Origin of the sequence: Pseudodesulfovibrio karagichevae (genome assembly GCF_041414475.1) — a bacterium.
Classification (GTDB): Bacteria; Desulfobacterota; Desulfovibrionia; order Desulfovibrionales; family Desulfovibrionaceae; genus Pseudodesulfovibrio; species Pseudodesulfovibrio karagichevae.
Map to the genome: position 1 here is coordinate 1 of NZ_JBGLYH010000057.1, position 24,125 is coordinate 24,125.

Genomic DNA, 24,125 nt, shown 5'->3' on the forward strand with positions numbered 1-24,125 from the left:
ACGAACAACCATCGCTGATCCATAGGTTTGACCTCATTCCAGGGCATGGGCACCTCCAGGCTCTCATGCCCAAAGTGTTACCCATGTTCCCGGGCTAATGTGTTACCTATGTACCCGGGCTGTACCTCCCTCTCCCCTTCCCCCGGACCCCCATCCCCTCTCCTTTCCTAAACTTTTTGGCGCGCCTTCGGCGGGTTTGCCCTATTTCCTCCTCTTCAAATTTCCTCCTTCATTTTGATTGGCATTACGCATAATACAGATTAAACGAATCTAAAATTACTTACCTGTAGGAGGATGTTATGGCAATTAATCAAGCAATTACGTCCCTATCAGCTATTACACTGGCATTTCTTACTTTCTTTTTGGCTAAATACACTAAAACTCTTGCAATTGAGGCAAAAAAAACACGTAAACAGCAATCCGAACCCCACGTTATTGTAACAGCAGTTCATGATTTTGAAAGACCATCAATCGTCATGATCGTTATCAAAAACATAGGACATGGATTAGCGAGCAATATATCATTTAAGGCATCAAAGAATATTGTGAAAGCTTTCGGCACCGACGAAAAATCTGTTGGTGAGGCACAACCTATAACAGGTGGCCCTCTGGTTTCCGGAATACCAACATTAGGCCCCGGTGAAACACGAATAATTGATTGGGGACAGTACTACGGATTAAAGAAAGTCTATGGAGAAGCAGAACTAACGGTTGATTGCAGCTTTTATTTTGGAGAAGTATTATTGCCAACAGTCCAATGCAAAATCGACGTTGAATCATTTGCCGGAACTATCGCAAACGAAGGATTACGACTCCGAGGAGTGAAGGCCCTTGAAAGCATAGCTCAAAAGATCAAATAGCACTGCCTCCACGATATACGAACAAATTGAGTTAGCAACTAGCTTCAATGAAAACATTTTCGTGATAGCAACCACGAGCATCAATCAACTCTTGCGCGCTCGGAATAGGCTTTCGAGAGTGGGGCAGCTGTGCATTTTCTTCCGGGGGCTTTCACCGCAGCGTAGCCGTCTACGTGAGGATGGAAGCCCCCGGAAAAAATGTGCAGATGGCCCGCTATCGGAAGCCGCCCCCCTTCCCTTGCCACATTTCCCCGAATAATATACTTCATCCCCGTCATGACTACGCCCCGCGATACATATTCTCCCCGGCTGGATTTGGTGGCCTTTTTCATCATTTTGGCATCCTTTCTGGTGCGCTACTGGTTCGTGGCCTCCGGGCAGTTGAACCTGGTGCAGGACGAGGCGCAATATTGGGATTGGATCAGGCGGCCGCAATTGTCCTATTATTCCAAGGGACCGCTCATCGCCTGGATCATCAGCCTGTGGACCTGGGTCTTCGGGAACACCGAGCTGGGCGTACGCTTCGGGTCCATTCTGGGCATGACCGGCATCCAGGCAGCGCTGTACGTCGGGGTGTCGCGCGTCTGGCGGGAGTACCGGCTGGCCCTGTTCGTACTCTTCGCGGCCGCGACCATGCCCCTGCTCAACGGGCTGGGCATCCTGGCCACCACGGACTGCCCGCTGATCTTCTTCTGGACCGTGGCCTTCTTCGCCCTGGCCGCAGCCACGCGCCACGAGCCGGACTGCCCGGTGTCCGCCCGCCCCTTCGTCATCCTCGGCCTGTGTATGGCCTTGGGCATCCTGGCCAAGTACATGATGCTGACGTTCCTGCTTCTGGCCCTGATATACGCCGTCATCCTGCACTGCCGGGGGCAGCTGCCCGAACGGTTCTGGCCGCGCTTCATCCTCGCCGGGGTCATCGGCTCCGTCATCGGGCTCGCGCCCATCGTCCTCTGGAACATGGACAACGGCTGGGTGGCCTACAAGCACGTGGCCAAGCTGACCTCGGGCGTGGGCGGCAGCGACTGGCTGCCCGACCGCGTCGGCCCGTTCTTCGAGATGCTCGGCGCGCAGATCGGCCTGATCGCGCCCTGGTGGTTCTGGTTCATTCTCGCTGCCACCCCGGCCGCCATGCGCAAGGCGTGGGTCGGCCCGGTGGGCCGGTTCGACGCGAAGTACCGGCGCGATCTGCTGACCGTGCTCTTCTTCTGGCCCCTGTGGGGCATCATCACCATCAAGGCGCTCTTCTCCAAGGTGGAGGCCAACTGGACCGCCGCCGCCTTCGGCACGGGCGCGATCCTGGCGGGCATGGCCTTCCGGGCGTGGTGGGACGCCCCGAAGCGCAAGACGCGCGGCAAGGCCGTCATGGCGGTCGCGGCCCTGGCCGTGACCGTGGCCATCTTCGTGTCCCCGCTCCTCCCGCTGCCGGACTCCATGAACATCACCCTCCGGCTCAAGGGCTGGGACGACCTGGGCCGCAAGGTGGACGACGTCATCAACACCGAGTTCGACGACCCGTCCAGGGTCTTCGCCATGTCCGACAACTACGGGTTCACCTCGGAACTGGCCTTCTACCTCAAGGGCCAGCCGTTCACCTTCTGCACCTGGAGCGAAGACCGGCGCATGAACCAGTACGACCTGTGGCCCGTGCCGGGCAAAGACAAGCTCGGCTGGGGCGCGGTCATGATCCGCAAGCGCTTCCGCAAGAGCCCGGTGCCCGAGCTGAACAAGATGTTCGAGTACGTGAGCGAGCCGATCTTCTACAGCTCCTCCTTCAAGGGCGGGGAAGGACGCAAGTTCACCATCATCATCTGCAAGGGATTCACCGGCTACTGGCCCCGCCACTCCGGCAAGTTCTAGCCCCCTTGAATCCATTTTTCCTGGATGCGCCGTTCCCCCGACGCGCGTTTAATCCACTTTTTATAGACCGTCGTACTCCCGCACGGAAAGTCCTGTCATTGCAAATCCTTTGACTCCCAAGGGCTGTGGCGGAATCCGCGCTTTGCCGCCCCCGGTGGCAGGCTTCTTGCTGTTCCCTGCGCAGGGTGGAGCCTGAACACTTTTAATTGGGGGGGACGGAGAGAATGTTCAGACTCAAATTGTTGCTGGTCGTATCCATCATCTTCCTGCTACCGGGCTGCGCCATGGTGCCGTTCGGCATCGGGCTCATTCCCGGCGCGCCCGCCTACGTCTCGTCGCTCATCGGCAGCGGCCAATCCGTGTACGAGACGGCCATGGACGAGCGGACCACCGAGCAGCAGATGCTCGACGCCATCGTGGCGGGCCACGCCCAGGCCGAGCTCTACAAGAACAAGGACATCCGGGCGGACCAGATCACCACCTACTGCTATTTCGGCAAGCTCTACCTGGTGGGCGAGTACGACTCCCAGGAACAGCTCAAAACCATCTATCAGTGCATGGACAAGGTCGAGGGCAAGCGCCAGATCATCAGTCGACTGTACCTGCACGACGAAAATACGGACAGCACCTTCTTCAGCGACCAGGCCAAGTACGCCGAACTGCGGACGCAGCTCATGGCCGACTTCGATGTCACCAGCACCCCCGTCGAGGTGCAGATCGTCCAGGGCGACATCGTGCTCCTGGGGGTCATCCACGACAAGGCGGAGCGCGACCGCATCGTGGCCCACGCCATGAGCATGGAAGGGGTGAACCGGGTGGTCTCCTACCTCTACCACCAGGAGAACGCCGGGCCAGAGCCGCAGATCATGAGCGCCCAGCTGGCGCCCGAGCCGTCCCCGGCCAAGAAGATTCCGCCGCCGCCCAAGACGAAGCCCAAGAAGACCAGGCCCAAGGTCGAGAAAAAGCCAAAGCCGGAAACACGTCCGGTGCTGGCGGTCACCAATCCCGACAGGGGGCGGTGATCCCCCAAACCCTCCGATCGCGACCAGAGGCCATCACGCAAAAACCGCCCGACCGCCACGGGCGGTTTTTCTTTGGGCGGTTTCCGGAACGGTGAACGGAAGGGACGGGCTAGGAATTCCACCAGCGCATGATCTCCGGCCCGTAGAGCAGGTAGAGCATGCAGCCGAGGCTCAGGAACGGGCCGTAGGGAACGCGGCCCCGGATGCCGCCCTTGCCCGGGCGGAACATGTAGTAGATGGAGCCGAGCGCCCCGGTCAGGCTGCCTATCAGGATGGTCGGGGCCAGCCCGCCCAGGCCGACCATGGCCCCGATCATGGCCATGAGCTTGACGTCGCCGGTGCCCAGGCCCTCCTGTTTGCGCCACAGCCGGTAGAGCTGCTGTAAGACCCAGAACAGCCCCGCGCCCACAGCCGCGCCGAGCAGGGCGTTCTGCCAGGTGGGGCCCTCCCGGAGCACGAAGCTGGCAGCCAGGGCGATGCCGGTGCCGCCCAGGGTGATGCGGTCGGGCAAAAGGAAGGTTTCGAAGTCGATGAAGCTGCCCGCGATGAGCATGACCCCGAGGATCAGGTACACGCCCCACTCCGGGCTCAATCCATAGGCATAGGCCGAGGCCAGGGCCCAGGCCAGGCAGGACAGCTCGACGAGCAGGTATTGCGGGCCGATGGCCGCGCCGCAATGGCGGCAGCGCCCCTTGAGGAGCAGGAAGCTGAACAGCGGGATGGTATCGCGGAAGGAGAGCTTGGTGCCGCACTCGGGGCACTTGGACCCGCCCGGCTTGCAGATGGGCTCCTCGTCGATCCAGCGCTGGATGAAGATGGTGGCCAGGCCGCCGAGTTCGAGTCCGGCCACGGCGGCGGCAAGGTAGAAGGCCCAGGTGGGGATGGTGTCCATAGCGTCCTTGGGGCTTGAAGATTAGCGGTATTTGCTGCATGAATACCGCTGGCGCAACACTTCGCAGGCTACCGGATTTCCCTGCCCGGCACAAGGGAAGCGCCGTCTCATACGCATCAAGGGAGCCCCAGATGGACCACCGTTTCATACCGAATTTGACCGAGGAACAGATCGCCGACATCCAGCTCGAAGGGCTGAAATGGACCGTGGGCCACACCCACGCCAACAGCCCCTTCTACCAGGCCCGCCTGAAGGAAGCGGGCGTGGAGCCGGGCGACGTCACCTCCCTGGACGACCTGCGCAGGCTCCCCTTCACCACGGCCGAGGACCTCAAGGACGGCTACCCCATGCCGCTGCTGTCCGTGCCCGAAAAAGACGTGGTCCGCATCCACGGCTCCAGCGGGACCACGGGCAAACGCAAGATCCTGGCCTACACCCAGAACGACATCGACGTCTGGAAGGACATGTTCGCCCGCTGCTATGAGATGGCCGGACTGACCCGCGAGGACCGGGTCCAGATATGCGTGGGCTACGGGTTATGGACCGCTGGAGCGGGCTTCCAGCTCGGCTGCGAGCGGTTCGGGGCCATGGCCCTGCCCGTGGGGCCGGGACTTCTGGAGATTCAGCTCCAGATGCTCACCGACCTGAAGTCCACCTGCATATGCTCCACGGCCTCCATGGCCCTGCTCATGGGCGAGGAGGTCCAGAAGCAGGGGCTGGCCGACAGGATCAGCCTGAAAAAGGCCATTTTCGGTTCCGAGACCCACACCCCCAAGATGCGCCGCCAGTTCGAGCAGGCCCTGGGGCTCGAGGACAGCTTCGACATCATCGGCATGACCGAGCTGTACGGCCCGGGCACCGGCCTGGAGTGCGCGGCCCACGACGGCATCCACTACTGGGCGGACATGTACATCACCGAGATCATCGACCCGGAGACGCTGGAGCCCGTGGCCCCCGGCGAGGTCGGCGAGATGGTCGTCACCTCCCTGCGCAAGGAGGCCGCCCCGCTCATCCGCTACCGGACCCACGACCTGACCCGGCTCATCCCGGGCCAATGCGCCTGCGGGGTGACCATGCCGCGCGTGGACAAGATCCTGGGCCGGTCCGACGACATGTTCATCTTCCGGGGCGTGAACATCTACCCCGGCCAGATCGGCTCCGTGCTCGAACACTTCAAGGAGCTGTCCGCCGAGTACCGTATCTTCCTCAGCCGCAAGGACGGCCTGGACCACATGGCCGTGCACGTGGAGCGCGCGCCCGGCGCGCCGTCCGGCAACGACGAGGGGCTGGCCCGGGCCCTGGCCGACGAAATCCGCAAGAACATCCTGGTGCGCGGCGAGGTGACCATCCTCGGCCCCGGCGAGCTGCCCCGCAGCTTCTCCAAGACCAAGCGGGTGGAAGACTCGCGCGGGGAAGAGTAGCCGGACCCGCCATGCCCAGCCTTTCGAACCGAGCGGACCGCCATGTGGTCATCGACCGCAGGGCGGGAAACTACCTGGCCTTCCCGAACGTGATCCGGGCGGCGGACGGCACGCTCGTCGTCGCCTACAACGAGGCGGACCGGCACGTGCGCCCCGACCGCCGCGTGCTCGTGGTCAAGTCGAGCCGCGACAACGGGGCGACCTGGTCCGCGCCCGTCTATCCCAACTCCCCGCGCAGCCACAGCCCGCGCCTGAAATTGTTCCCGGACGGGACCATCGTCCTGTCCGACAGTTCGCGCGTCTTTTTCGAGAGCCGCGACAACGGCCGCACCTGGCAACCCTTCGAGGCGCAGGGGCTGACCCACGACATGCACGACCGCATCCTGGTCCTGGACGACGGGAGTTGGCTGACCGCCGGGCACCAGCACGTGGGCGACAAGGAGCACCCGGCCATCCGCCAGCCGCCCACCGAGCAGATCGTCTTCCGGTCCACGAATAATGGACGCGACTGGGAGCGGCTGTCCGTGATGGCCGCCGAGCGCAACCTGGTCCTGTGCGAGGCCTCCATGGCCCGGCTGCCGTCCGGCCGCATCCTGGCCCTGCTGCGCGAGAACAGCTTCGTGTTCGAACCCATGTACCTGGTCCACAGCGACGACAACGGGGCCACCTGGTCGCGGCCCGCGCCCGCCGCGCTCATGGGCCACCGCCCGACCATGGGGCTGCTGGACGACGGGCGGCTGCTGGTCACCTACCGCAACACCGGCCCGGACTGGGGCACCTGCGCCTGGCTCGGCACGGCCGAGGAGCTGGCCTCGGACTTCAAGGTCCACGGCCGGGCCGCCGCCCCGGCCAACCCGACCTTCACCGTTGAGGGCATGCGCGTCAAAAACGGCGCGGGCAACGGGTCCGTGGTGCGCTACGCCCTGCGGCCCATGACCGATCCGCGCACCGCGAGCCTGACCCTTGAGGCCGACGTCCGGGTGGACGAAGCCGGGCCCAACGGTTGCGCCATCCGCGTGGGCGCCTGGTGGCGGCTGGCCCCGGACCGCATGGTCCCGGACGCGCAAGGCGCGCAGGCCGTCCCCCTGCCGCCCGGCCGATTCAACCGGCTGCGCTTCGAGTACGCGGCGGGCAGGGTCACGGCCTTGGTCAACGGCGAGCGACGGGCCGTCATCGAGGTGGACCCGGATCAGGCCGAGACCCGGCCGGTCATGTTCGGCGCGCCCTACCCCTTCGAGGACAACGCGGTGGACTGCACCTGGAAACGGATTTCCCTGAACATCCTTGAACCCGCCTACGGCCGGGTGTATGATTGGAACTGGACCGCGGGGGACGGGTTGCCCGACGGATGGGTCCGGGAACACGTCCTGGAGTTGCGCAACGACCGCCATGCGGCGGCCCCGGATTTCGGCTACTCCGGCTGGACGCGGCTCGCGGACGGGAGCTTCTTCTGTGCCTACCACCACGGCGGGGCCGGGGAGCCGGGCTACGAGCCGCTCAAGACCGCGCACATCGCCGGAACCCGGTTCACCACGGACGACTTCAAGCCCTGAGTACAGCAACCAAGGACGGAGAATATGGAACGCGCCGACATTCAGCGGATTTTCGAGGCCTATTTCGAGAAGTACAAGAAGACAGAGGGCGACCGCACCTCCTGGTCCGCCTTCTGGACCGAGATGACCGGCGAGGGCGTACTCGAACTCAACCTGACCAAGTGTCCCGAGGGAACCACCTTCAAGATATTCGTGGACAAGAAGAAGGTGGCCGAGGTGGTCGGCTGGGACGCCTACTTCGAGACCATGGACGGACTGGCCGAGGATCACCCTGGCCTGTACGATCCGGACAAAATCTTCTCGGATATGGAAGCTATTATCTAGGAGATATTTCTGTTCAAATCATTTTTCCCTTGACGGATACCCTTGCTCCCACGTAAGGGGCTCTACTACAGTAGTCGGTGGTGTCCACGGGGACACAGCCGGTTTCGGCCGGCCCGCACCGACAAGGGTGGAATGGCTTCAGGTTTTGCAGGGCTTGCGCGCCTCCGCTTCCTCGATCTACTTTCACCTGGCGTTATTCGCCGTTTTTTCACTATTTCTCGGAGTTTGGTACGTAATGGCTAAGAATATCTATGTGGGCAACCTGCCCTGGAGCGCCACGGAAGAGGATGTACGCGCAGCGTTTGAGACCTTTGGAGAGGTCATTTCCGTCAAACTGATCAACGATCGCGAAACCGGCCGTCCCCGCGGCTTCGGTTTTGTCGAAATGGAAGACCAGGGGGCCCTTGCCGCCATTGAAAGCCTGGACGGTTCCGATTTCGGAGGCCGCAACATCAAGGTCAACGAAGCCCGTCCGCGTCCCGAGCGTCCGCGCTGGTAGCGCCGGCCGCCCGTCGTTAGAAGACATGAGCCAGCCCGCCCCGCTCCGGGGCGGGCTTTTCCCGTCGCCTGCAACAAGAGGTTAAAGAAGTATATGCCTAAAGAAGAAGGAATCGTCGTCCAGGGCGTTGTCGAAGAAGCCCTGCCCAACGCCATGTTTCGCGTTGAACTCGAAAACGGCCACACCGTGCTCGCCCACATCTCCGGCAAGATGCGCAAATTCCGCATCCGCGTCATGCCCGGCGACACCGTGACCGTGGAACTCTCCCCCTACGATCTGACCCGGGGCCGCATCACCTTCCGTCCCAGGTAACCGCCGCCTTCCCGGCGGCCGGGGGAAGGGAAAGCGAGGAGTTCCACACGAGCATTCCCCCCTTCCCCTTCCCCCGGGCACCCTCCTCCTTCTCCCTCTTCGAGACCTCACGCAGGCGCGGGCGCGACTGTGCCGTTTTCGCATGGCGCGTTGTCCGGTGGAACCGAATTTACCGTTTTTACTTTTTACCAAAGGCAAATCATGACCAGTTTCAAGGAACTGGGGCTTTCGGGATCCACCCTGGACGCCCTTGAATCCAAGGGGTTCACCGCCCCCACCCCCATCCAGGCCCTGACCATCCCGAAGTTGCTCTCGGGCGACAGGGACATCGTGGGCCAAGCCCAGACCGGCACGGGCAAGACCGCGGCCTTCGGCCTGCCCGTCATCGAGGCGGCCCAGGAGGGCGCCCACCGCGTCCAGTCGCTCATCCTGGCCCCGACCCGCGAGCTGGCCATCCAGGTGGCCGAGGAGATCGACTCCCTCAAGGGCGACAAGCGCATCCGCGTGCTGCCAGTGTACGGCGGCCAGGCCATCCACATGCAGCTCAAGGCGCTGAGGCGCGGCGTGGACGTGGTCGTGGGCACGCCCGGCCGGATCATGGACCACCTGGAGCGCGGCTCGCTCGTCATCGACGAGTTGACCTATTTCATCCTCGATGAGGCGGACGAGATGTGCAACATGGGCTTCGTGGACGACGTGCGCGCCATCCTGGCCTCGGCCAACGAGGACCGGCGCACCCTCATGTTCTCCGCGACCATGGCCCGCGAGGTCATGGCCATCGCCAAGGAGTTCATGGGCGACTTCGACGTTGTCACGGTCAAGGCCGAGACCTCGGACGCGCCCCTGACCCGCCACGTCTTCCACGAGATGGCCGACTCGGACCGCTTCGAGGCCCTGTGCCGGGTCATCGACGCCCGCCCCGACTTCTACGGCCTGGTCTTCGTGCGCACGCGGGCCGACGCCGACCATGTGGCCGCCCGGCTGACCCAGCGCGGCTATCCGGCCGAGCCCATCCACGGCGACCTGAACCAGGCCCAGCGCGAGAATATCCTGAACGGCTTCCGCCAGCGCAAGTCGACCATCCTGGTGGCCACGGACGTGGCCGCGCGCGGCATCGACGTGCCGGACCTGACCCACGTGGTCAACTTCGCCCTGCCCCAGGACCCGCAGACCTTCGTGCACCGCACCGGGCGCACCGGCCGGGCGGGCAAGGAGGGCGTGGCCATCACCCTGATCGCGCCCAACGAGTTCCGCAAGCTCATGTACATCTCCAAGAGCTCCGGCATCGAGATCGCCAAGGAGCCCCTGCCGCGCATCGAGGACGTCATCCACTCCAAGAAGCGCAAGGTGAAGGACGAACTCAACGACATCCTGGAGGCCGAGGGCCACAGCGCCTACCTGGCCATGGCCGAGGAACTGCTCAGCGACCGGCCCGCCGAACTGGTGGTCGCCGCCCTGCTGCGCAACGCCTTCGGCGAGGAGCTGGTGGAATCCGGCTACCGCCGGATCGACGCCGTGGGACCCGGCGGGCGGGGCCGCACCGACCTGGTCTGCGGCCTAGGCCGCGCCGAGGGCATGAACCCCAAGCGGTTCGTGGACTTCATCTCCGCCGCCGCGCACATCAAGCCGTGGGCCATCCAGCACGTCCGCGTCCAGGGCGACCGGACCACCTTCACGGTCCCGGCCGCCGAGGCCGACAAGATCGTCAACGCGGTCAACAGCCGGGAAGGCGCGGCCGTCATTTCCAGGGACGAATCGCGCCGCAAGCCCCCGGGACGGAAGTTCCCCAAGAAGGGTGGATGGCCAGCCGGCAAGCCCCCCTTCAAGCAGCGCCACAAGCCCAAGCAGGGCCGCTGATCCAGCCGGAGTCCCGTCCGGGAGCATTCGTTTTCTCCCAGGCGGGACACCGTTTTATCATTGATTCTTTTCCGGGTCCCCGATACTTTGGCCGAGCCGCAGGAGAAGGCATGACTGGGGACGAACGCAAGACCAAGGCAGAGCTCATCGAGGAGCTCGACGGCCTCCGGGCCCGGCTTGACGGGTGCCGCGCCGAGACCGGCATGTTCGTTGCCGACGACCTTCCGCTCTTCATCTTCGAGATGGATATGGAAGGGACCTTCCGTTTCGCCAACCGCTACGCCCTCGAGAACTTCGGCTACACCGAGGCCGACATCCGGGCGGGGCTCACCCTGACGGACATCATCCACCAAGACTCCATCCACCGGCTCCGCCACAACCTCGCCCGGCTCCTGAGCGGCCAGGATTTCGAAAACCAGGAATACATAGCCATGCGCAAGGGCGGCGCCACGCTACCCATCAAGGTCTATTCCCAGCCCATCCGGCGGGATGGAGCGATCGTCGGCGTGCGCGGCATGGTCATCGACGTTTCCGAGATACGCCAGGTGGAGGACGCCCTGCGCCAGAGCGAGAGCCATTACCGGACCCTGTTCGAGACCACGGGCACGGCCATGGTCCTGCTGGGCAAGGACGGGATCATCAAGAGCTGCAATTCGCAGTTCTGCATCATGTCCGGCTGCGCGCGCGAAGAGATCGAGGGGAAGAAGACCTGGATGGAATTCGTGCCCCCGAATGAGCTCAAACGCATGGGCCTGTTCGAGGAGTGGCGCGACAAGAAGACCGGCAACCCGCCCAGGGACTATGAATTCGATTTTCTGACATACGACGGCGTGCACAGGCGCATCCACCTGTTCGTCCGCAACGTCCCCGGCACGGACGACCGGGTCTGCTCCCTCATCGACGTCACCGAGCGCGATGACGCCCTGTGCGCCCTGCGCAAGAGCGAGGAACGCTACCAGCTCATGGCCCGGGGCGCCAACGACGGGCTCTGGGACTGGTACCTGGACAGCGACGAGTGCTTCTACTCCCCCCGCTACCGGGAGATTCTCGGCTACACCGAGGAGGAGTTCCCCAACCACGTGGATTCCTGGCTGAACAGCCTGCACCCGGACGATCGCGAACGGGCCCTGGCCGCCAACAAGGAATGCATGGAGGGCAAGGTGGAGCAGTTCCAGGTGGAGTTCCGGCAGATCCACAAGGACGGCTCCATCCGCTGGATTCTCGGCCGGGGCGGCAGCTCCAGGGACGAGAACGGCAACGTCTACCGAATTTCCGGGTCGCACACGGACATCACCCAGCGCAAACTCAACGAACGCACCACACACGCCCTGTACGCCATCTCCACGGCGGTCAACACCACCCGCGACCTCCGCGAGCTGTACCAGACCATCCACGCCATCATCGGGGACGTCATCGAGGCAAAGAACTTCTTCATCGCCATGCTCGACGAGAAGAGGGACATGCTCCGCTTCGTCTACTTCCAGGACGAGATGGACGACTATTTCGACATCCCCAACATCAGCGACCCGGGGCAGAGCAGCCTGACCATCCACGTCTTCCGGACCGCCGCGCCCCTGCTTCTCTCCCTGGCCGACCCCGGCATCGAGGAACGGCTGGCCACCATCGGGGTCATCGGCACCCCGCCCGCAGCCTGGCTGGGCGTGCCGCTCCGGCAGGGCAACCGCGTGGTCGGGGCCATGGCCGTGCAGGACTACTCCAACCCGAGGCGCTATTCGGACGAGGCCGCCACCTTCCTGACCGCCGTGTCCGAGCAGGTGGCCATGGCCATCGAGCGCAAGACCATCGAGGAGGCCCTGACCCGGCTCAACGAGGAGCTGGAGGACAAGGTCGAGCAGCGCACCGCAGAGATCGAGGCCCGCCAGGCCGAACTCGAGGAGGCCAACCGGCGGCTGATGACGCTCGACGAGGTCAAGTCGTCCATGGTCTCGTCGGTCTCCCACGAGCTGCGCACCCCGCTGACATCCATCCGGGGGTTCGCCAAACTCTGCGCCAAGGACTTCTCACGCCATTTCCTGCCCCTGGCTGCGGGCGAGACGCTGTCTCTCAAGGGGCTGCGGATCCAGGGCAACCTGGGCATCATCGAGACCGAGGGCGAACGGCTGACCCGGCTGATCAACGACTTTCTGGACATCAACCGCATCGAATCGGGCAAGGCGTGCTGGAACGACGACACCCTCAACCCGGCCGAGGTCATCCGCGACGCCGTGGCCTCGGCGGCGGGCGGCTTCAACGCCTCCAAGGGCGTGGAGCTGGTCACGGTCCTGCCCGAGACCGCCCGGCGCATCCACGCCGACCCCGACAAGATCAAGCAGCTGCTCATCAACCTGCTGAACAACGCCTACAAGTTCACCCGGCAGGGCCGCGTCACCGTGGCCATGCGCGAGCAGGACGGCCTGTTGACCGTGTCCGTCAGCGACACCGGCACGGGCATCCCGGAGGACGAGCTGGGCTACATCTTCGAGAAGTTCCACAAATCCCGCCTGGGCGACACGGTCCGCAACGAGGCCCAGGGCACCGGTCTGGGCCTGGCCATCTGCAAGGAGATCGTCGAGCACTACGGCGGCGTCATCCGCGTGGAATCCACCCTGGGCCAGGGCAGCGTCTTCACCTTCACCCTGCCCACGGTCCCGGCCGACGGCAACACCTGCCCCGAACCCTGACCCTCCACGCCGGGGCGCGCCGTCCCGAGAACATTTCTCTCTTTTGAAAAATGCCGGTCCGGCCCCCCTTTCCTCCCCCGACAAGAAAAAACCAACCTCTCCGGGCCGTTGCTCAGTCATGCCCTGCCGCCGCAGGCATAGCCGCGACCGGGAATAACTGTTTTTCACGGCCCCGGAATGTGTTATCCGGTATGCAAAGGCGGAACAGCATCCATCGAACGCCAAAGGGGGAATCAGATGCTCGCATTCCTGGAAAAATTTCTCCAAAACGTCCTTCCCGGACTATCCGTGGCCCAACGCTCCATCCTTTTGATTTTGCTCCTTTGCCTCCTGGGGACATCTCCCCTGGCGACGGCGATTTCCCCCGATGTGGCCAATGCCATCCCCCCGGGGATCGTCCAGTGGCTCAATTTCGCGTTGTCGGCGGCCATTATCTTCTATTTCATCTCCCTGATCCGGGGCCTCAACAGCGCGGCTATGACGGACGGCGGGGCGGGAGCCGCCATCTTCTCCGTGGCCACGCCGGCGAGTTGCCTGACCGTGAACGCGAACCTGCAGGACCTCGGGAAGGTCTTCGTGGAATCCTTTACCTACGACGACAGCAAGAAGACGTGGATATCGTATGAAATATTCGAACTGGACTACAGCAACAACCAGTACAAGGCCGACGCGAGCACCATCCGGTCGCACCTGAAAAACGAAAGCGACCCGTTCAAGCCGTTCCTGCTCATCGACAGGAACGACGAGGCCACACTCGGAAAGGCCTACTATGCGCTGTTCAACATCGCCGACGTCATCGTCACCGAACGGGGCAACGCGCACAAATCCCCCACCGACAAGAACTCGACCGGCTGGAGGATCTATTTCCTGGCCAAGAACCAATTCCCGCTGCACCCGGTCCAGGGCAACTTCGCCAGCCTCAACCACACGCTTTTGCCAAGCGCGGAACCGGCGGCCTGACGAAGGCCTCTAAACGCGCGCAAAAACAAAGGGGCCGGTCCAATGGACTGGCCCCTTTGAAATACCTGTGGTGCCCCCAATTCGAATCGAACACGCGGCACCAGGATTAGGGATCCAGGAGCCTATCAATAACAATTACAACTGATTTATATATAACACATTCTATTCAACACCGGCCACTCTCCGAACTCAATATTAGCAACATATTTGCATCATTTTGTTTTTTCAGAAAAAACTCCAAAGCCCCTCACTACAAACTTTGACAATCTTTGTATAAAAGAATACGTTTTTCTTCAACAGGAGGATCGACATGCACATATCGCTCACACCGGAACTATCGGATTACGTAAAAAGAAATGTTGAATCCGGATACTACAACAATGCTAGCGAAGTAATCCGCGATGCTCTTCGCTTCATGCTCGCCAATGAAAAGCTTATTGACCTCATTAAGACAGAAGCTCTCCAGAAAAAAATCGAAGCAAACGTTCATGCCCCAAATTCTCTCAAAGCAAGTGAGCGCACTCCTCCGCATAAAACAACCTATTATTCAGGATGCCATTTCAAAGATCGCTTCACAGCGCAATGGGCTGTCTTTTTCGAATCTCTTGGATTGAAATGGAAGTATGCAGAGGAAAGCCACATCTTATTCGGCATTGATGTCACACTGGACTTTCAGGTCCAGGGACATCGCTGCGATTTTCATGTCATAGGTTCTGAGAACACCTCGTGGAGCCAGGAGCTATTCATGGAGGTTGCAAAGAGGACCGGCAAGGAAATCGTGGTCCTAGTCGGCCCGCCACAAAGAAAGCAATACGAGGCTTTCCTTTGTGCATGGTATCCAGGCGAAGAGGATCGTGTCTTATATGAGAATGTAGTCGAAGGGGTCCCACATCACTTCGGACTGGCTAGGCGTGCGACCAAAGTTGAACTGTGCCTATGTCCAGACGAATTTGAGTACTGCGCGAATGCCATAAACATCGCAACTGACATATCGGATGACGGGGAGCGCAGCCCACTGGATGACTACTCTGATTTGGTGAAAGCGTATGAAAATGTGAGAAAGACGATCTTCGGTTAAACGGTTATCACTCGTCCATTCAGTTCACTTCTAAAAGCCAATAAATTAGTTTTCCAATCATGCTAGTTGCCTTGGCAAGAGGCACTAACTGAAGACGAGTTAAAATAGGCATCTAGCCCATTTCATATTTTTAACAATTGACACCCAACTCACTGCTAATTTAGCATTTTTTAAATGCACAATGGAGGCTATAATGAATTATGATGTGATCATTTGTTTTCGGAACAACTCTGACTACTCAAATCAAAACAAAAACATTCTTATCTCCTTACTCCCGGGACCATACAAAGTATCACAAGAGGTATTAACTGACATGGACCAAAACGGAAAACATACTTTCTCATTTCCCAAAAAGGAGCTAGCTGCAAATTTTGCACAAAAGGTATTTAGTGGACACAACACGATCTTCGATGTCCAGACTTATTTTTAACTCAAAAAGGCCCTCACCGAGGCTAAGGTCACAACGTCCCCAATGGGATCGAATTGTTAAGCACGCAGGCTGCTTAAAATGGCTTTAATAAAAGCCGGTAACCCGGTTTTTCCGATTGAGCTCAACCTGCAGGGAAATTTCAACAAAATCAAACAACCGTACTGGGCTAGCAAACAAAAGGGGGCTTGCGTCTCAATTAAACGCAAGCCCCAAAATATATTGGTGCCCCCAGCGCGATTCGAACACGCGGCACCAGGATTAGGAATCCTGTGCTCTATCCACCTGAGCTATGGGGGCACGTTCCGGCAGGTGCCGGGGAATCGTTCCTAGCCAATGGCGGGTGAAAAGGCAAGTCTTTCGTCGTGAATGAGGGCTTAAAACCGTTGTTGGGCGGGGAAACGCGCGGTCCGGGAACCCGTGGCCGCCGGGGATAAAGAAGGCCCCGGGGGGCCTTGTCCGCTGACCGAGGGAAGCCGGAGCGCTTTTCGCGGGTATTTCCATATAGCCATGGCGCGGCGCATCGCGCGAATGGCCTGGGCAGGCCGGAGAAAAATGCGTGTGCAAATTCGGGCACGCTATTTACAACGGGAAAAAAAGGGCTATATACGGGTGAGGCGGTGCGAGCCGCCATCCTGTTTTCCGCATCCTGTATGGAGGCAACTATGAATCGTAAGGCTAAACTACTCATCCTTGTCCTGACCCTTGTGCTGTCTGTGCCGGTTATTGCACAGGCGCGCGACCTGCCCGTGTTCACGGAGCTGGCCGCCAAGGCGGGCAAGGCCGTGGTCTTCATTTCCACGGAAAAAACCACTCAGGGCCCGAGCATGGAGCAATTCCGGCAGCAGGTTCCCGAGGGACACCCGTTCTACAAGTTCTTCGACCAGTTCTTCGGTCCGCAGATGCAGCAGCCGCGCAAGATGCTCGGCCAGGGCTCCGGCTTCGTCATCTCCCCCGACGGGCTCATCGTCACCAACAACCACGTCATCAACGGCGCGGACAAGGTGACCGTGCGCTTCCAGGACGACAAGAAGGAATACCCGGCCACGGTAGTGGGCGCCGACCAGGAAACCGACCTGGCCGTCATCCGTATCAAGGCCGACCATACCCTGCCGACCCTGAAGTTCGGCAACTCCGACGACATCAAGGTGGGCGAATGGGTGCTGGCCATCGGCAACCCCTTCGGCCTGGACAATACGGTCACCGCGGGCATCATCTCGGCCAAGCACCGGATCATCGGCGCCGGCCCGTTCGACAACTTCCTGCAGACCGACGCGTCCATCAACCCCGGCAACTCCGGCGGTCCGCTGCTTGACATGGACGGCGAGGTCATCGGCATCAATACGGCCATCAACGCCGCCGCCGAGAACATCGGCTTCGCCATCCCGTCCACCCAGGCCGCCAAGGTCATCGCTCTTCTCAAGGAAGGCAAGGCGCCCCAGCGCGGCTGGCTCGGCGTGACCATCCAGCAGGTCAGCGACACCCAGGCCAAGGCCCTGGGCCTGCCCGAGGCCGTCGGCGCGCTGGTCGCGTCCGTGGGCAAGGGCGCTCCCGCCGACAAGGGCGGCGTCAAGCAGGGCGACGTGATCCTCGAGGTCAACGGCAAGAAGGTCGAGGACAACAACGACCTGCTCAAGAAAATCGCGGGCCTGGCCCCCGGCGACGAGGCCAACCTCGTGCTGTGGCGCAACGGCGAAAAGGTGACCCGAACCGTCACCCTGGGCCAGCGCAATGAAAAGGCCATGGCCGCCATGGGCCCGAACCACCAGGATCAGGGACAGGCCGCCACCGTGCTCGGCATGGCCCTCAAGCCCATCAGCGACCAGGAAGCCCAGGCGCTCGGCATGGCCAAGCCCCAGGGCCTGCTCGTGGTCAACGTCGATCCCAACACGGCCGCCAGCGAGGAAGGCATCCGCCAGGGAGACGTCATCCTTCAGGCCAACCAGAAGGACGTCAACTCCGTGGCCGACCTGAACAGCGTGATCAAGAGCGCTGAAAAGCGCGGCGCGGTCATGCTTCTGGTCACCCGACAGGGACGCAACAGCTTCGTCGCCCTGCCGCTGGACAACAAGTAGCCATCAACCAACCGGGGGCTCCTCAGGGAGCCCCCTTTTTTTATCCCCATGCAAGCAGCCACCCTCATCGCCCCGGCCAAGATCAACCTGCACCTTGAAATCCTCGGCCTGCGGGACGACGGCTACCACGAGCTGCGCACCCTCTTCTATCCGGTCCCCCTGCCCTGCGACCTCATCGAGGTCATGCCCAGCCCGGACCACGACTTCTACATCCGCTGCGCGCAGCGCCCGGAGCTGGAGACCACCTCCAACATCCTCTACAAGGCATGGAAGGCGTTCGGAGAGGCCACCGGCTTCAGGCCCGGCATCTTCGTGGCCCTGACCAAACGCATCCCCATGGGCGGCGGCCTGGGCGGCGGCAGCTCCGACGCGGCCGCCCTGCTCAAGTGGCTCAACCTCGAGGCCGGTGACAAGGGGCTGCCCCTGCAGGCCCTGATCGCGCTGGCCGCGAAGCTCGGCGCGGACGTGCCCTTCTTTCTCCTGGACGGCCCGGCCTGGGCGGGCGGCATCGGCGAGGAGCTGACCCCGGCCGAGGTGGACCTGTCCGGCGCGACACTGATACTGGCCTGCCCGGACATCCATGTGGACACGGCCTGGGCCTTCCGCGCGTGGGACGGAAAATACGCCACGGCCAATGCCCATGAATCCTTGACATCCGACAGGGGGGGTACTAAGAATCCTTCTCCCGTTTCGCCCCGGGAGATGACGAACGACTTCGAGCCGATCGTCTTCGAGGAGCATCCATCCCTTCGGGATATCAAGCAAACACTCCTCAACCACGGGGCCGAACACGCTGCCATGAGCGGCTCGGGAGCCTCCCTGTTCGGCATCTACCGGGACAGGGGTTCTGCTACGTCCGCAGTCCAGGCTCTCGAAAAACAGGGAATTGAAATTTTCCAGGTGGACTGCCCCTAGGGCACGAAACCGGATAAGGGCCGGACCACTCGACGTCGCCGCCCCCGCCGCCTAGCGCCGGGGGCCACCACCCGAAGCGACCCCCGAAAGGGCCAGATCGAAAGGTCAAGCGAGCGCAGACCGCTCACCGACAGCCCCAAACCGACGATGTTGCATGCCCCACATGCAACGAGACGGCGCTCCCCACACGGAGCAGGGCAAAAAATGTCGAGAAGTGGTCGAGCGCGAGGCGCAAGCGAAGATCAGGACCGCCGCGTATCTTAATACGCAAGGGTCTGATCTTCGCGCAGCAACGAAGCGATCGGCCGCTTATCGACATTTTTTGCTGGGGCGTCGTCAAGTGGTAAGACATCAGGTTTTGGTCCTGACATTCGGGGGTTCGAATCCTCCCGCCCCAGCCAAAAATTAAAAAAGATCGCACAGAGGGTAGTCTCATGCACGGCGAATTGAAGATCATCAGCGGATCCTCGAGTCCGAAACTGGCCGAGGCCATTTGCGAGCATCTCGGCACCAAAGCGTCCCCGGTTCTGCGGGAACGGTTTTCCGACGGCGAAATCCGCATCGAGATCGGTGAGAACGTCCGGGGCGACGACGTCTTTGTCGTCCAGCCCACCTGTTCCCCGGTCAACTTCCATCTCATGGAACTGTGCCTGATGCTCGACGCGCTCAAACGCGCCAGCGCCTCCCGCGTGACCGCCGTGGTCCCCTACTTCGGCTACGCGCGCCAGGACCGCAAAGTCGTGCCCCGCGCTCCCATCTCCGCCAAGCTCGTGGCCGACCTGCTGTCCACCGCAGGCATGCAGCGGCTGGTGACCATCGACCTGCACGCCGGGCAGATCCAGGGCTTCTTCAACTGTCCCGTGGACAACCTGTTTGCCGCGCCCGTGCTCATCGAGCAGCTGCGCGACCGGGACGACGACTTCGTCATCATCTCCCCGGACGCGGGCGGCGTGGAACGCGCCCGGGCCTACGCCAAGCGCCTCGGCGCCACCCTGGCCATCGTGGACAAGCGCCGCGACGCGCCCAACCAGGCCAAGGCCATGCACATTATCGGCGACGTCAAGGGCAAGGTGGCCGTGGTCATCGACGACATGATCGACACTGCGGGCACCATGTGCGCGGCGGCCAACGTGATCATGGAGAACGGGGCCAAGGACGTCATGGCCTGCGCCACGCACCCGGTGCTGTCCGGCCCGGCCTGCCAGCGCCTGGAGGAGTCCGCCTTCTCCGAGGTGGTCGTCACCGACACCATCCCGCTGGGCGAGAAGCAGGACCAGTGCAGCAAGCTCAAGGTTCGCTCCGTGGCCTCCCTGCTGGCAAAAGCCATCAACAACGTGCACACGGAATCCTCCGTGTCCGTACTGTTTGTATAAGGATCGTGAAACGGAGGCCCGCGGGGCCGCCGCAACCATTTAAAGCGCGAGCGTCCGTCCATGGTGGACGGCCAGGGCGTAACAAGGAGAAACTATCATGGCAGAACTGCTGAAACTGAATGTCCAGGAACGGACTGAGTTGGGCAAGGGCCCGAACCGCCGCCTCCGCGCCACCGGCATGGTCCCCGGCATCTACTACGACGCCAAGGGCACCAACATCCCGGTCAAGGTCGAGATGGTCCCCCTGCAGAAGGCTTACGCGGCCGTCGGCAACGCCCAGGTCTTCGAACTGGTCCTGGAACGCGGCGGCAAGACCGAAACCATGCCCGCCCTGCTGTGGCGCGTGCGCAACGAGCCGGTCAAGGGTGTGCCCGAGCACGTGGACTTCTTCGGCGTGGACCTGACCAAGGAAATCAAGGTCGCCGTCCACTTCGAGATCGTCGGCTCCTCCAAGGGCGTCAAACTCGGCGGCGCGCTCGAGCAGTACCGCGACCACATCGAAGTGGTCTGCAAGCCCATGGACATCCCCGAGTCCATCGTCATCGACATCACCGACATGGATGTCATGGATTCCGTCCACATCGAGGACATCGCCTTCCCCGAAGGCGTCACCCCGATCTTCGATGAGAACTACGCCGTCCTGTCCGTCACCGCGCTGCAGGAAGCAGACGAGAACGAGGAAGGCGAAGCGGCCGCCTCCGAAGAAGCCGCCGAATAGCGCGGCGCCGTCAACGACACCACATCCCGGAGCGCGATGTCGTGCTCCGGGATTTTTTTTGCTTCCCGCGAAAGAGCCTGATAGAATACCAATCGTAGCGCGTGGCCGCCACGCGGACAACGGACCCGACTCATGGATTTCAAAGGCGCCATAGTGGGGCTGGGCAATCCCGGCCTCGAATACGAACACACCCGGCATAACGTCGGGTTCATGCTGGTGGACCATCTCCTGCACCTGGCGGACGATCGCAAGTCCATGCGGCTCGAAAAGATCGAGGAATCCGGCGACTACGACCTGTGGCGGTGCAAATTCGCCGGGGCCTTCCGACTCCTGGTCAAGCCCCTGACCTACATGAACCTGTCCGGCAAGGCCGTGGCCCGCGTCTGCGGCCGACACGGGATTGAGCCTGGCGATCTGGTGGTTGTCCACGACGAGCTCGACCTGCCCGTGGGCAGGATGAAGTTCAAGCGCGGCGGCGGCGACAACGGCCACAACGGGCTCAAGTCCATCCAGGAGCGGCTCGGCACCCCGGACTACAACCGGCTGCGGCTCGGCATCGGCCGTCCCGCAGACCCGTACAAGCCCATCACCGACTGGGTCCTGGAGCCTTTCGACGAACGCGCCGTGGCGGCTCTGCCCGAGATCATCGGCCACGCGACCAAGGGATTGGACATCTTTTTCCGGCGTGGCATGGGCTTCGCCCAGCAGCACGTCAACGCCTTTTCCCTCCGTGAAGAAGAATCGGAGTAATCGTGGACTCTTCACGGCCTTTTCGGTATAATGTCTTTCTGTCGCATGTAAAAATGTAGTCTTTTCAAGAACTGAGGTCCAAGTGTTCAAGGTCGACGAATTGGTTGTGTATCCCTCCCAGGGAGTGGGCCGCGTGGAGCGTGTCGAATCCCAGGAAATCGGCGGCGTCAAGGCCGATTTTTACATCGTCCGGATCTTGAGCAACAACGTTACCCTCATGGTCCCCGTGGCCAACGCCACGAACGTGGGCCTGCGCTCCGTGTGTCCCGCCGAGGTGGGCCAGGAAATTTTCGAGTCCCTCAAGGATCGCACCGGGTTCACCGGCTACACCGGCCAGAACTGGAACCGGCGCTACCGCGAATATTCCGAGAAGCTCAAGAGCGGCGACCTGGCCGACGTGGCCTATGTCCTCAAGGAGCTCTTCCTCATCGGCAAGGACAAGGAACTCTCTTTCGGCGAGCGCCGCCTGCTGGAGCAGGCCATGGGACTGGTCTCCATGGAACTGGCCTATTCCCTGAACCGCGACCAGGAAGTCATCAAGGAGGACATCAACGAGATGTTCGCCGACGTCATCGCCGCGCAGGAGAAAAACGACTAGCAGGGCTTGTCAAGGTCCACCGTTTGAGGTAACTGCCTCCTTGTGCCGCACCGCGGCTTTCAGATCACCCCACTCCCACTTGGTTTTTGAGACGTCCAGAGGCTGTTAGCGCAACTTCAACGAGAGGTATGCTCCCGTTCCCTCACATCCGAACCCTCCGCCCGGAAAGGTTCGCCCGCGACATCCCGAATCCGACGTCCTCACAGCGGCCACGCCGCACGGAACTACCGTATCTTATTGCCTGATTTGACATAATTTCGAAAACCTCAACAAGAATTTCCAAACATGGTCACTAAAAAGACTGACACAGAAAGCAAAGGCAAAGGCGCCCCCAAAAAGACCACCCGCAAAAAGACCCCCAAGGCCGCAGAAGAACAAAACGGCAACGGCGGCAGCCTGAACCTCACCGAACTCAAACAAAAATCCATGCAGGACCTGACCGATCTGGCCATGTCCTTCGAGGTGGAAAACCCGAGCACCATGCGCAAGCAGGAGCTCATCTTCGCCCTGCTGCAACAGTGCGCCTCGCAGAACGGCCAGATTTTCGGCGAGGGCGTGCTGGAGATCCTGCCCGACGGCTTCGGATTCCTGCGCTCGCCCATGTACAGCTACATGGCCGGTCCCGACGATATCTACGTCTCCCCCTCGCAGATCCGCCGTTTCGGCCTGCGCAAGGGCGACGTGGTCTCGGGACAGATCCGCCCGCCCAAGGAAGGGGAACGCTATTTCGCCCTGCTGCGCGTGTCCGAGATCGGCTTCGAGGACCCGCTGCACTCCAAGAACCTGGTCCTGTTCGACAACCTGACGCCCCTGTATCCCGAGGAGCAGCTCAGGCTCGAAAACGGCGCGACCAACTATTCCGCCCGGATCATCGACCTGCTCGCGCCCATCGGCAAGGGCCAGCGCGGCGTGATCGTGGCCCCGCCCCGCACCGGCAAGACCATCATGCTCCAGACCATCGCCAACTCCATCAACGCCAACCACCCCGAGGTGGACCTCATCGTCCTGCTCATCGACGAGCGGCCCGAGGAAGTGACCGACATGCAGCGCACGGTCAAGGCCGAGGTGGTATCCTCCACCTTCGACGAACCGCCGACCCGCCACGTCCAGGTGGCCGAGATGGTTATCGAAAAGGCCAAGCGTCTGGTGGAACGCAAGCGCGACGTGGTCATCCTGCTCGACTCCATCACCCGGCTCGGCCGGGCCTACAACGCCGTGACCCCGTCCTCCGGGCGCGTGCTCTCCGGCGGTATCGACGCCAACGCCCTGCAGCGGCCCAAGCGCTTTTTCGGCGCGGCCCGCAACATCGAGGAAGGCGGCTCCCTGACCATCATCTCCACCGCGCTGATCGACACCGGCTCGCGCATGGACGAGGTCATCTTCGAGGAGTTCAAGGGCACCGGCAACATGGAGCTCTACCTGGACCGCCACCTGTCCGACAAGCGCATCTACCCGGCCATCGACATCAACCGCTCCGGCACCCGCAAGGAAGAGCTGCTCATGGAAGAGGACGTGCTCAACCGCGTCTGGATCCTGCGCAAGCTCCTCTCCCCCATGAACTCCATCGACTCCATGGAGTTCCTCCGGGGCAAGATGAAGGGCACCAAGAACAACAGAGAATTCCTGGATTCCATGAGTAAATAAAGCGGCCTCCGATAGCGGGCCGTCTGCACATTTTTTCCGGCCGGGCCAATCCTCACGTAGACGGCTACGCTGCGGTTGCCCCGGCCGGAAAAAAATGCACAGCCGACCCACTCTCGAAAGCCTATCCCGAGGACGATTTTACGGCATAAGAAGAAAGCCGCTGTCGGGTGCGTTGCACCCGAATCGCTCCAAAGAGGCAAAATAAGCCCCGACTCAGTGCTGAGTCGGGGGCTTTTTTATTGGGCCAGACCGCGAAGCGATAGAAAAAGTTTAGGAGGGAAAGGGGGATGGGGGTCCGGGGGAAGG

The 24,125-nt window shown here is 61.7% G+C and carries 20 protein-coding genes and 2 tRNA genes; 20 read left to right on the top strand and 2 right to left on the bottom strand.

Features of this window, described 5'->3' with window-relative positions:
- Positions 1-299 precede the first annotated feature (299 nt).
- From AB6M95_RS15735 to AB6M95_RS15745, 3 genes are all read left to right on the top strand, one after another.
- Positions 300-860, top strand: coding sequence for a DUF8453 domain-containing protein (locus tag AB6M95_RS15735; RefSeq protein WP_371387701.1), 561 nt, complete (start codon positions 300-302; stop codon positions 858-860).
- A gap of 336 nt (positions 861-1,196) precedes the next feature.
- Positions 1,197-2,720, top strand: a complete 1,524-nt coding sequence (locus AB6M95_RS15740) for an ArnT family glycosyltransferase (RefSeq protein ID WP_371387702.1) — start codon at positions 1,197-1,199, stop codon at positions 2,718-2,720.
- 224 nt (positions 2,721-2,944) lie between these two features.
- The gene (locus tag AB6M95_RS15745) at positions 2,945-3,742 is read left to right on the top strand and encodes a BON domain-containing protein (RefSeq protein ID WP_371387703.1); all 798 of its coding nucleotides are present in this window, start codon (positions 2,945-2,947) and stop codon (positions 3,740-3,742) included.
- A 109-nt stretch (positions 3,743-3,851) separates the two neighbouring features.
- Here AB6M95_RS15745 and AB6M95_RS15750 read toward each other — a convergent pair whose 3' ends face one another.
- Positions 3,852-4,634 carry a prepilin peptidase gene (locus AB6M95_RS15750; protein ID WP_371387704.1) on the bottom strand — a complete coding sequence of 261 codons (783 nt, stop codon included), beginning with the start codon at positions 4,632-4,634 and terminating at the stop codon, positions 3,852-3,854.
- 131 nt (positions 4,635-4,765) lie between these two features.
- Here AB6M95_RS15750 and AB6M95_RS15755 point away from each other — a divergent pair, with 131 nt between their 5' ends.
- The 9 genes from AB6M95_RS15755 to AB6M95_RS15795 all read left to right on the top strand — a co-directional run bounded on the left by AB6M95_RS15755 (position 4,766) and on the right by AB6M95_RS15795 (position 15,319).
- Positions 4,766-6,055, top strand: a complete 1,290-nt coding sequence (locus tag AB6M95_RS15755; protein ID WP_371387705.1) for a phenylacetate--CoA ligase family protein — start codon at positions 4,766-4,768, stop codon at positions 6,053-6,055.
- A gap of 11 nt (positions 6,056-6,066) precedes the next feature.
- Positions 6,067-7,608: a sialidase family protein gene (locus AB6M95_RS15760; protein ID WP_371387706.1), complete on the top strand. Its 1,542-nt coding sequence runs from the start codon at positions 6,067-6,069 to the stop codon at positions 7,606-7,608.
- 24 nt (positions 7,609-7,632) lie between these two features.
- Positions 7,633-7,932 carry a hypothetical protein gene (locus tag AB6M95_RS15765; RefSeq protein WP_371387707.1) on the top strand — a complete coding sequence of 100 codons (300 nt, stop codon included), beginning with the start codon at positions 7,633-7,635 and terminating at the stop codon, positions 7,930-7,932.
- Positions 7,933-8,167: 235 nt separating this feature from the next.
- Complete coding sequence (gene rbp, locus AB6M95_RS15770) at positions 8,168-8,431, top strand: RNA-binding regulator (RefSeq protein WP_207263022.1); 264 nt, start codon at positions 8,168-8,170, stop codon at positions 8,429-8,431.
- Positions 8,432-8,524: 93 nt separating this feature from the next.
- The gene (gene infA / locus AB6M95_RS15775; RefSeq protein ID WP_371387708.1) at positions 8,525-8,743 is read left to right on the top strand and encodes a translation initiation factor IF-1; all 219 of its coding nucleotides are present in this window, start codon (positions 8,525-8,527) and stop codon (positions 8,741-8,743) included.
- A gap of 201 nt (positions 8,744-8,944) precedes the next feature.
- Complete coding sequence (locus AB6M95_RS15780; RefSeq protein ID WP_371387709.1) at positions 8,945-10,600, top strand: DEAD/DEAH box helicase; 1,656 nt, start codon at positions 8,945-8,947, stop codon at positions 10,598-10,600.
- A 110-nt stretch (positions 10,601-10,710) separates the two neighbouring features.
- Positions 10,711-13,281 (top strand): PAS domain S-box protein, encoded by a 2,571-nt coding sequence (locus AB6M95_RS15785; RefSeq protein ID WP_371387710.1) that lies wholly within the window; start codon positions 10,711-10,713, stop codon positions 13,279-13,281.
- A gap of 369 nt (positions 13,282-13,650) precedes the next feature.
- The gene (locus AB6M95_RS15790) at positions 13,651-14,241 is read left to right on the top strand and encodes a hypothetical protein (RefSeq protein WP_371387711.1); all 591 of its coding nucleotides are present in this window, start codon (positions 13,651-13,653) and stop codon (positions 14,239-14,241) included.
- Between the two features lie 310 nt (positions 14,242-14,551).
- On the top strand, positions 14,552-15,319 hold the full coding sequence (locus AB6M95_RS15795; RefSeq protein WP_371387712.1) for a type II toxin-antitoxin system ParD family antitoxin: 768 nt from the start codon (positions 14,552-14,554) through the stop codon (positions 15,317-15,319).
- Between the two features lie 650 nt (positions 15,320-15,969).
- Here the strand turns inward: AB6M95_RS15795 and AB6M95_RS15800 are convergent.
- A tRNA-Arg gene (locus AB6M95_RS15800) sits at positions 15,970-16,046 on the bottom strand.
- Between the two features lie 365 nt (positions 16,047-16,411).
- On the opposite strand from AB6M95_RS15800, the gene AB6M95_RS15805 reads away from it, so the two are divergent.
- The 8 genes from AB6M95_RS15805 (at position 16,412) to rho (ending at position 23,819) form a co-directional block, all read left to right on the top strand.
- Positions 16,412-17,821 carry a Do family serine endopeptidase gene (locus AB6M95_RS15805; protein ID WP_371387713.1) on the top strand — a complete coding sequence of 470 codons (1,410 nt, stop codon included), beginning with the start codon at positions 16,412-16,414 and terminating at the stop codon, positions 17,819-17,821.
- Between the two features lie 48 nt (positions 17,822-17,869).
- Positions 17,870-18,736: a 4-(cytidine 5'-diphospho)-2-C-methyl-D-erythritol kinase gene (ispE, locus tag AB6M95_RS15810; protein WP_371387714.1), complete on the top strand. Its 867-nt coding sequence runs from the start codon at positions 17,870-17,872 to the stop codon at positions 18,734-18,736.
- Between the two features lie 326 nt (positions 18,737-19,062).
- Positions 19,063-19,137: transfer RNA gene (locus tag AB6M95_RS15815), tRNA-Gln, on the top strand.
- 33 nt (positions 19,138-19,170) lie between these two features.
- Positions 19,171-20,109, top strand: a complete 939-nt coding sequence (locus tag AB6M95_RS15820; RefSeq protein WP_371387715.1) for a ribose-phosphate diphosphokinase — start codon at positions 19,171-19,173, stop codon at positions 20,107-20,109.
- 97 nt (positions 20,110-20,206) lie between these two features.
- The gene (locus tag AB6M95_RS15825) at positions 20,207-20,827 is read left to right on the top strand and encodes a 50S ribosomal protein L25 (RefSeq protein WP_371387716.1); all 621 of its coding nucleotides are present in this window, start codon (positions 20,207-20,209) and stop codon (positions 20,825-20,827) included.
- Positions 20,828-20,959: 132 nt separating this feature from the next.
- A complete protein-coding gene (gene pth, locus AB6M95_RS15830; RefSeq protein ID WP_371387717.1) occupies positions 20,960-21,577 on the top strand; it encodes an aminoacyl-tRNA hydrolase in 618 nt (205 codons plus the stop codon).
- Positions 21,578-21,659: 82 nt separating this feature from the next.
- Entirely contained in the window at positions 21,660-22,175 is a 516-nt protein-coding gene (locus AB6M95_RS15835; protein WP_371387718.1) for a CarD family transcriptional regulator, read from the top strand.
- A gap of 396 nt (positions 22,176-22,571) precedes the next feature.
- Positions 22,572-23,819, top strand: a complete 1,248-nt coding sequence (gene rho / locus AB6M95_RS15840; RefSeq protein WP_371387719.1) for a transcription termination factor Rho — start codon at positions 22,572-22,574, stop codon at positions 23,817-23,819.
- Positions 23,820-24,125: the final 306 nt, after the last annotated feature.

Bases quoted from the DNA above. Each gene is read 5' to 3' on its own strand.
- ispE (WP_371387714.1), top strand. From the start codon at position 17,870: ATGCAAGCAGCCACCCTCATCGCCCCGGCCAAGATCAACCTGCACCTT.
- pth (WP_371387717.1), top strand. From the start codon at position 20,960: ATGGATTTCAAAGGCGCCATAGTGGGGCTGGGCAATCCCGGCCTCGAA.
- AB6M95_RS15765 (WP_371387707.1), top strand. From the start codon at position 7,633: ATGGAACGCGCCGACATTCAGCGGATTTTCGAGGCCTATTTCGAGAAG.
- AB6M95_RS15825 (WP_371387716.1), top strand. From the start codon at position 20,207: ATGGCAGAACTGCTGAAACTGAATGTCCAGGAACGGACTGAGTTGGGC.
- AB6M95_RS15820 (WP_371387715.1), top strand. From the start codon at position 19,171: ATGCACGGCGAATTGAAGATCATCAGCGGATCCTCGAGTCCGAAACTG.
- AB6M95_RS15735 (WP_371387701.1), top strand. From the start codon at position 300: ATGGCAATTAATCAAGCAATTACGTCCCTATCAGCTATTACACTGGCA.
- AB6M95_RS15805 (WP_371387713.1), top strand. From the start codon at position 16,412: ATGAATCGTAAGGCTAAACTACTCATCCTTGTCCTGACCCTTGTGCTG.
- infA (WP_371387708.1), top strand. From the start codon at position 8,525: ATGCCTAAAGAAGAAGGAATCGTCGTCCAGGGCGTTGTCGAAGAAGCC.
- AB6M95_RS15785 (WP_371387710.1), top strand. From the start codon at position 10,711: ATGACTGGGGACGAACGCAAGACCAAGGCAGAGCTCATCGAGGAGCTC.
- rbp (WP_207263022.1), top strand. From the start codon at position 8,168: ATGGCTAAGAATATCTATGTGGGCAACCTGCCCTGGAGCGCCACGGAA.
- AB6M95_RS15760 (WP_371387706.1), top strand. From the start codon at position 6,067: ATGCCCAGCCTTTCGAACCGAGCGGACCGCCATGTGGTCATCGACCGC.
- AB6M95_RS15745 (WP_371387703.1), top strand. From the start codon at position 2,945: ATGTTCAGACTCAAATTGTTGCTGGTCGTATCCATCATCTTCCTGCTA.
- AB6M95_RS15755 (WP_371387705.1), top strand. From the start codon at position 4,766: ATGGACCACCGTTTCATACCGAATTTGACCGAGGAACAGATCGCCGAC.
- AB6M95_RS15750 (WP_371387704.1), bottom strand. From the start codon at position 4,634: ATGGACACCATCCCCACCTGGGCCTTCTACCTTGCCGCCGCCGTGGCC.
- AB6M95_RS15795 (WP_371387712.1), top strand. From the start codon at position 14,552: ATGCACATATCGCTCACACCGGAACTATCGGATTACGTAAAAAGAAAT.
- AB6M95_RS15780 (WP_371387709.1), top strand. From the start codon at position 8,945: ATGACCAGTTTCAAGGAACTGGGGCTTTCGGGATCCACCCTGGACGCC.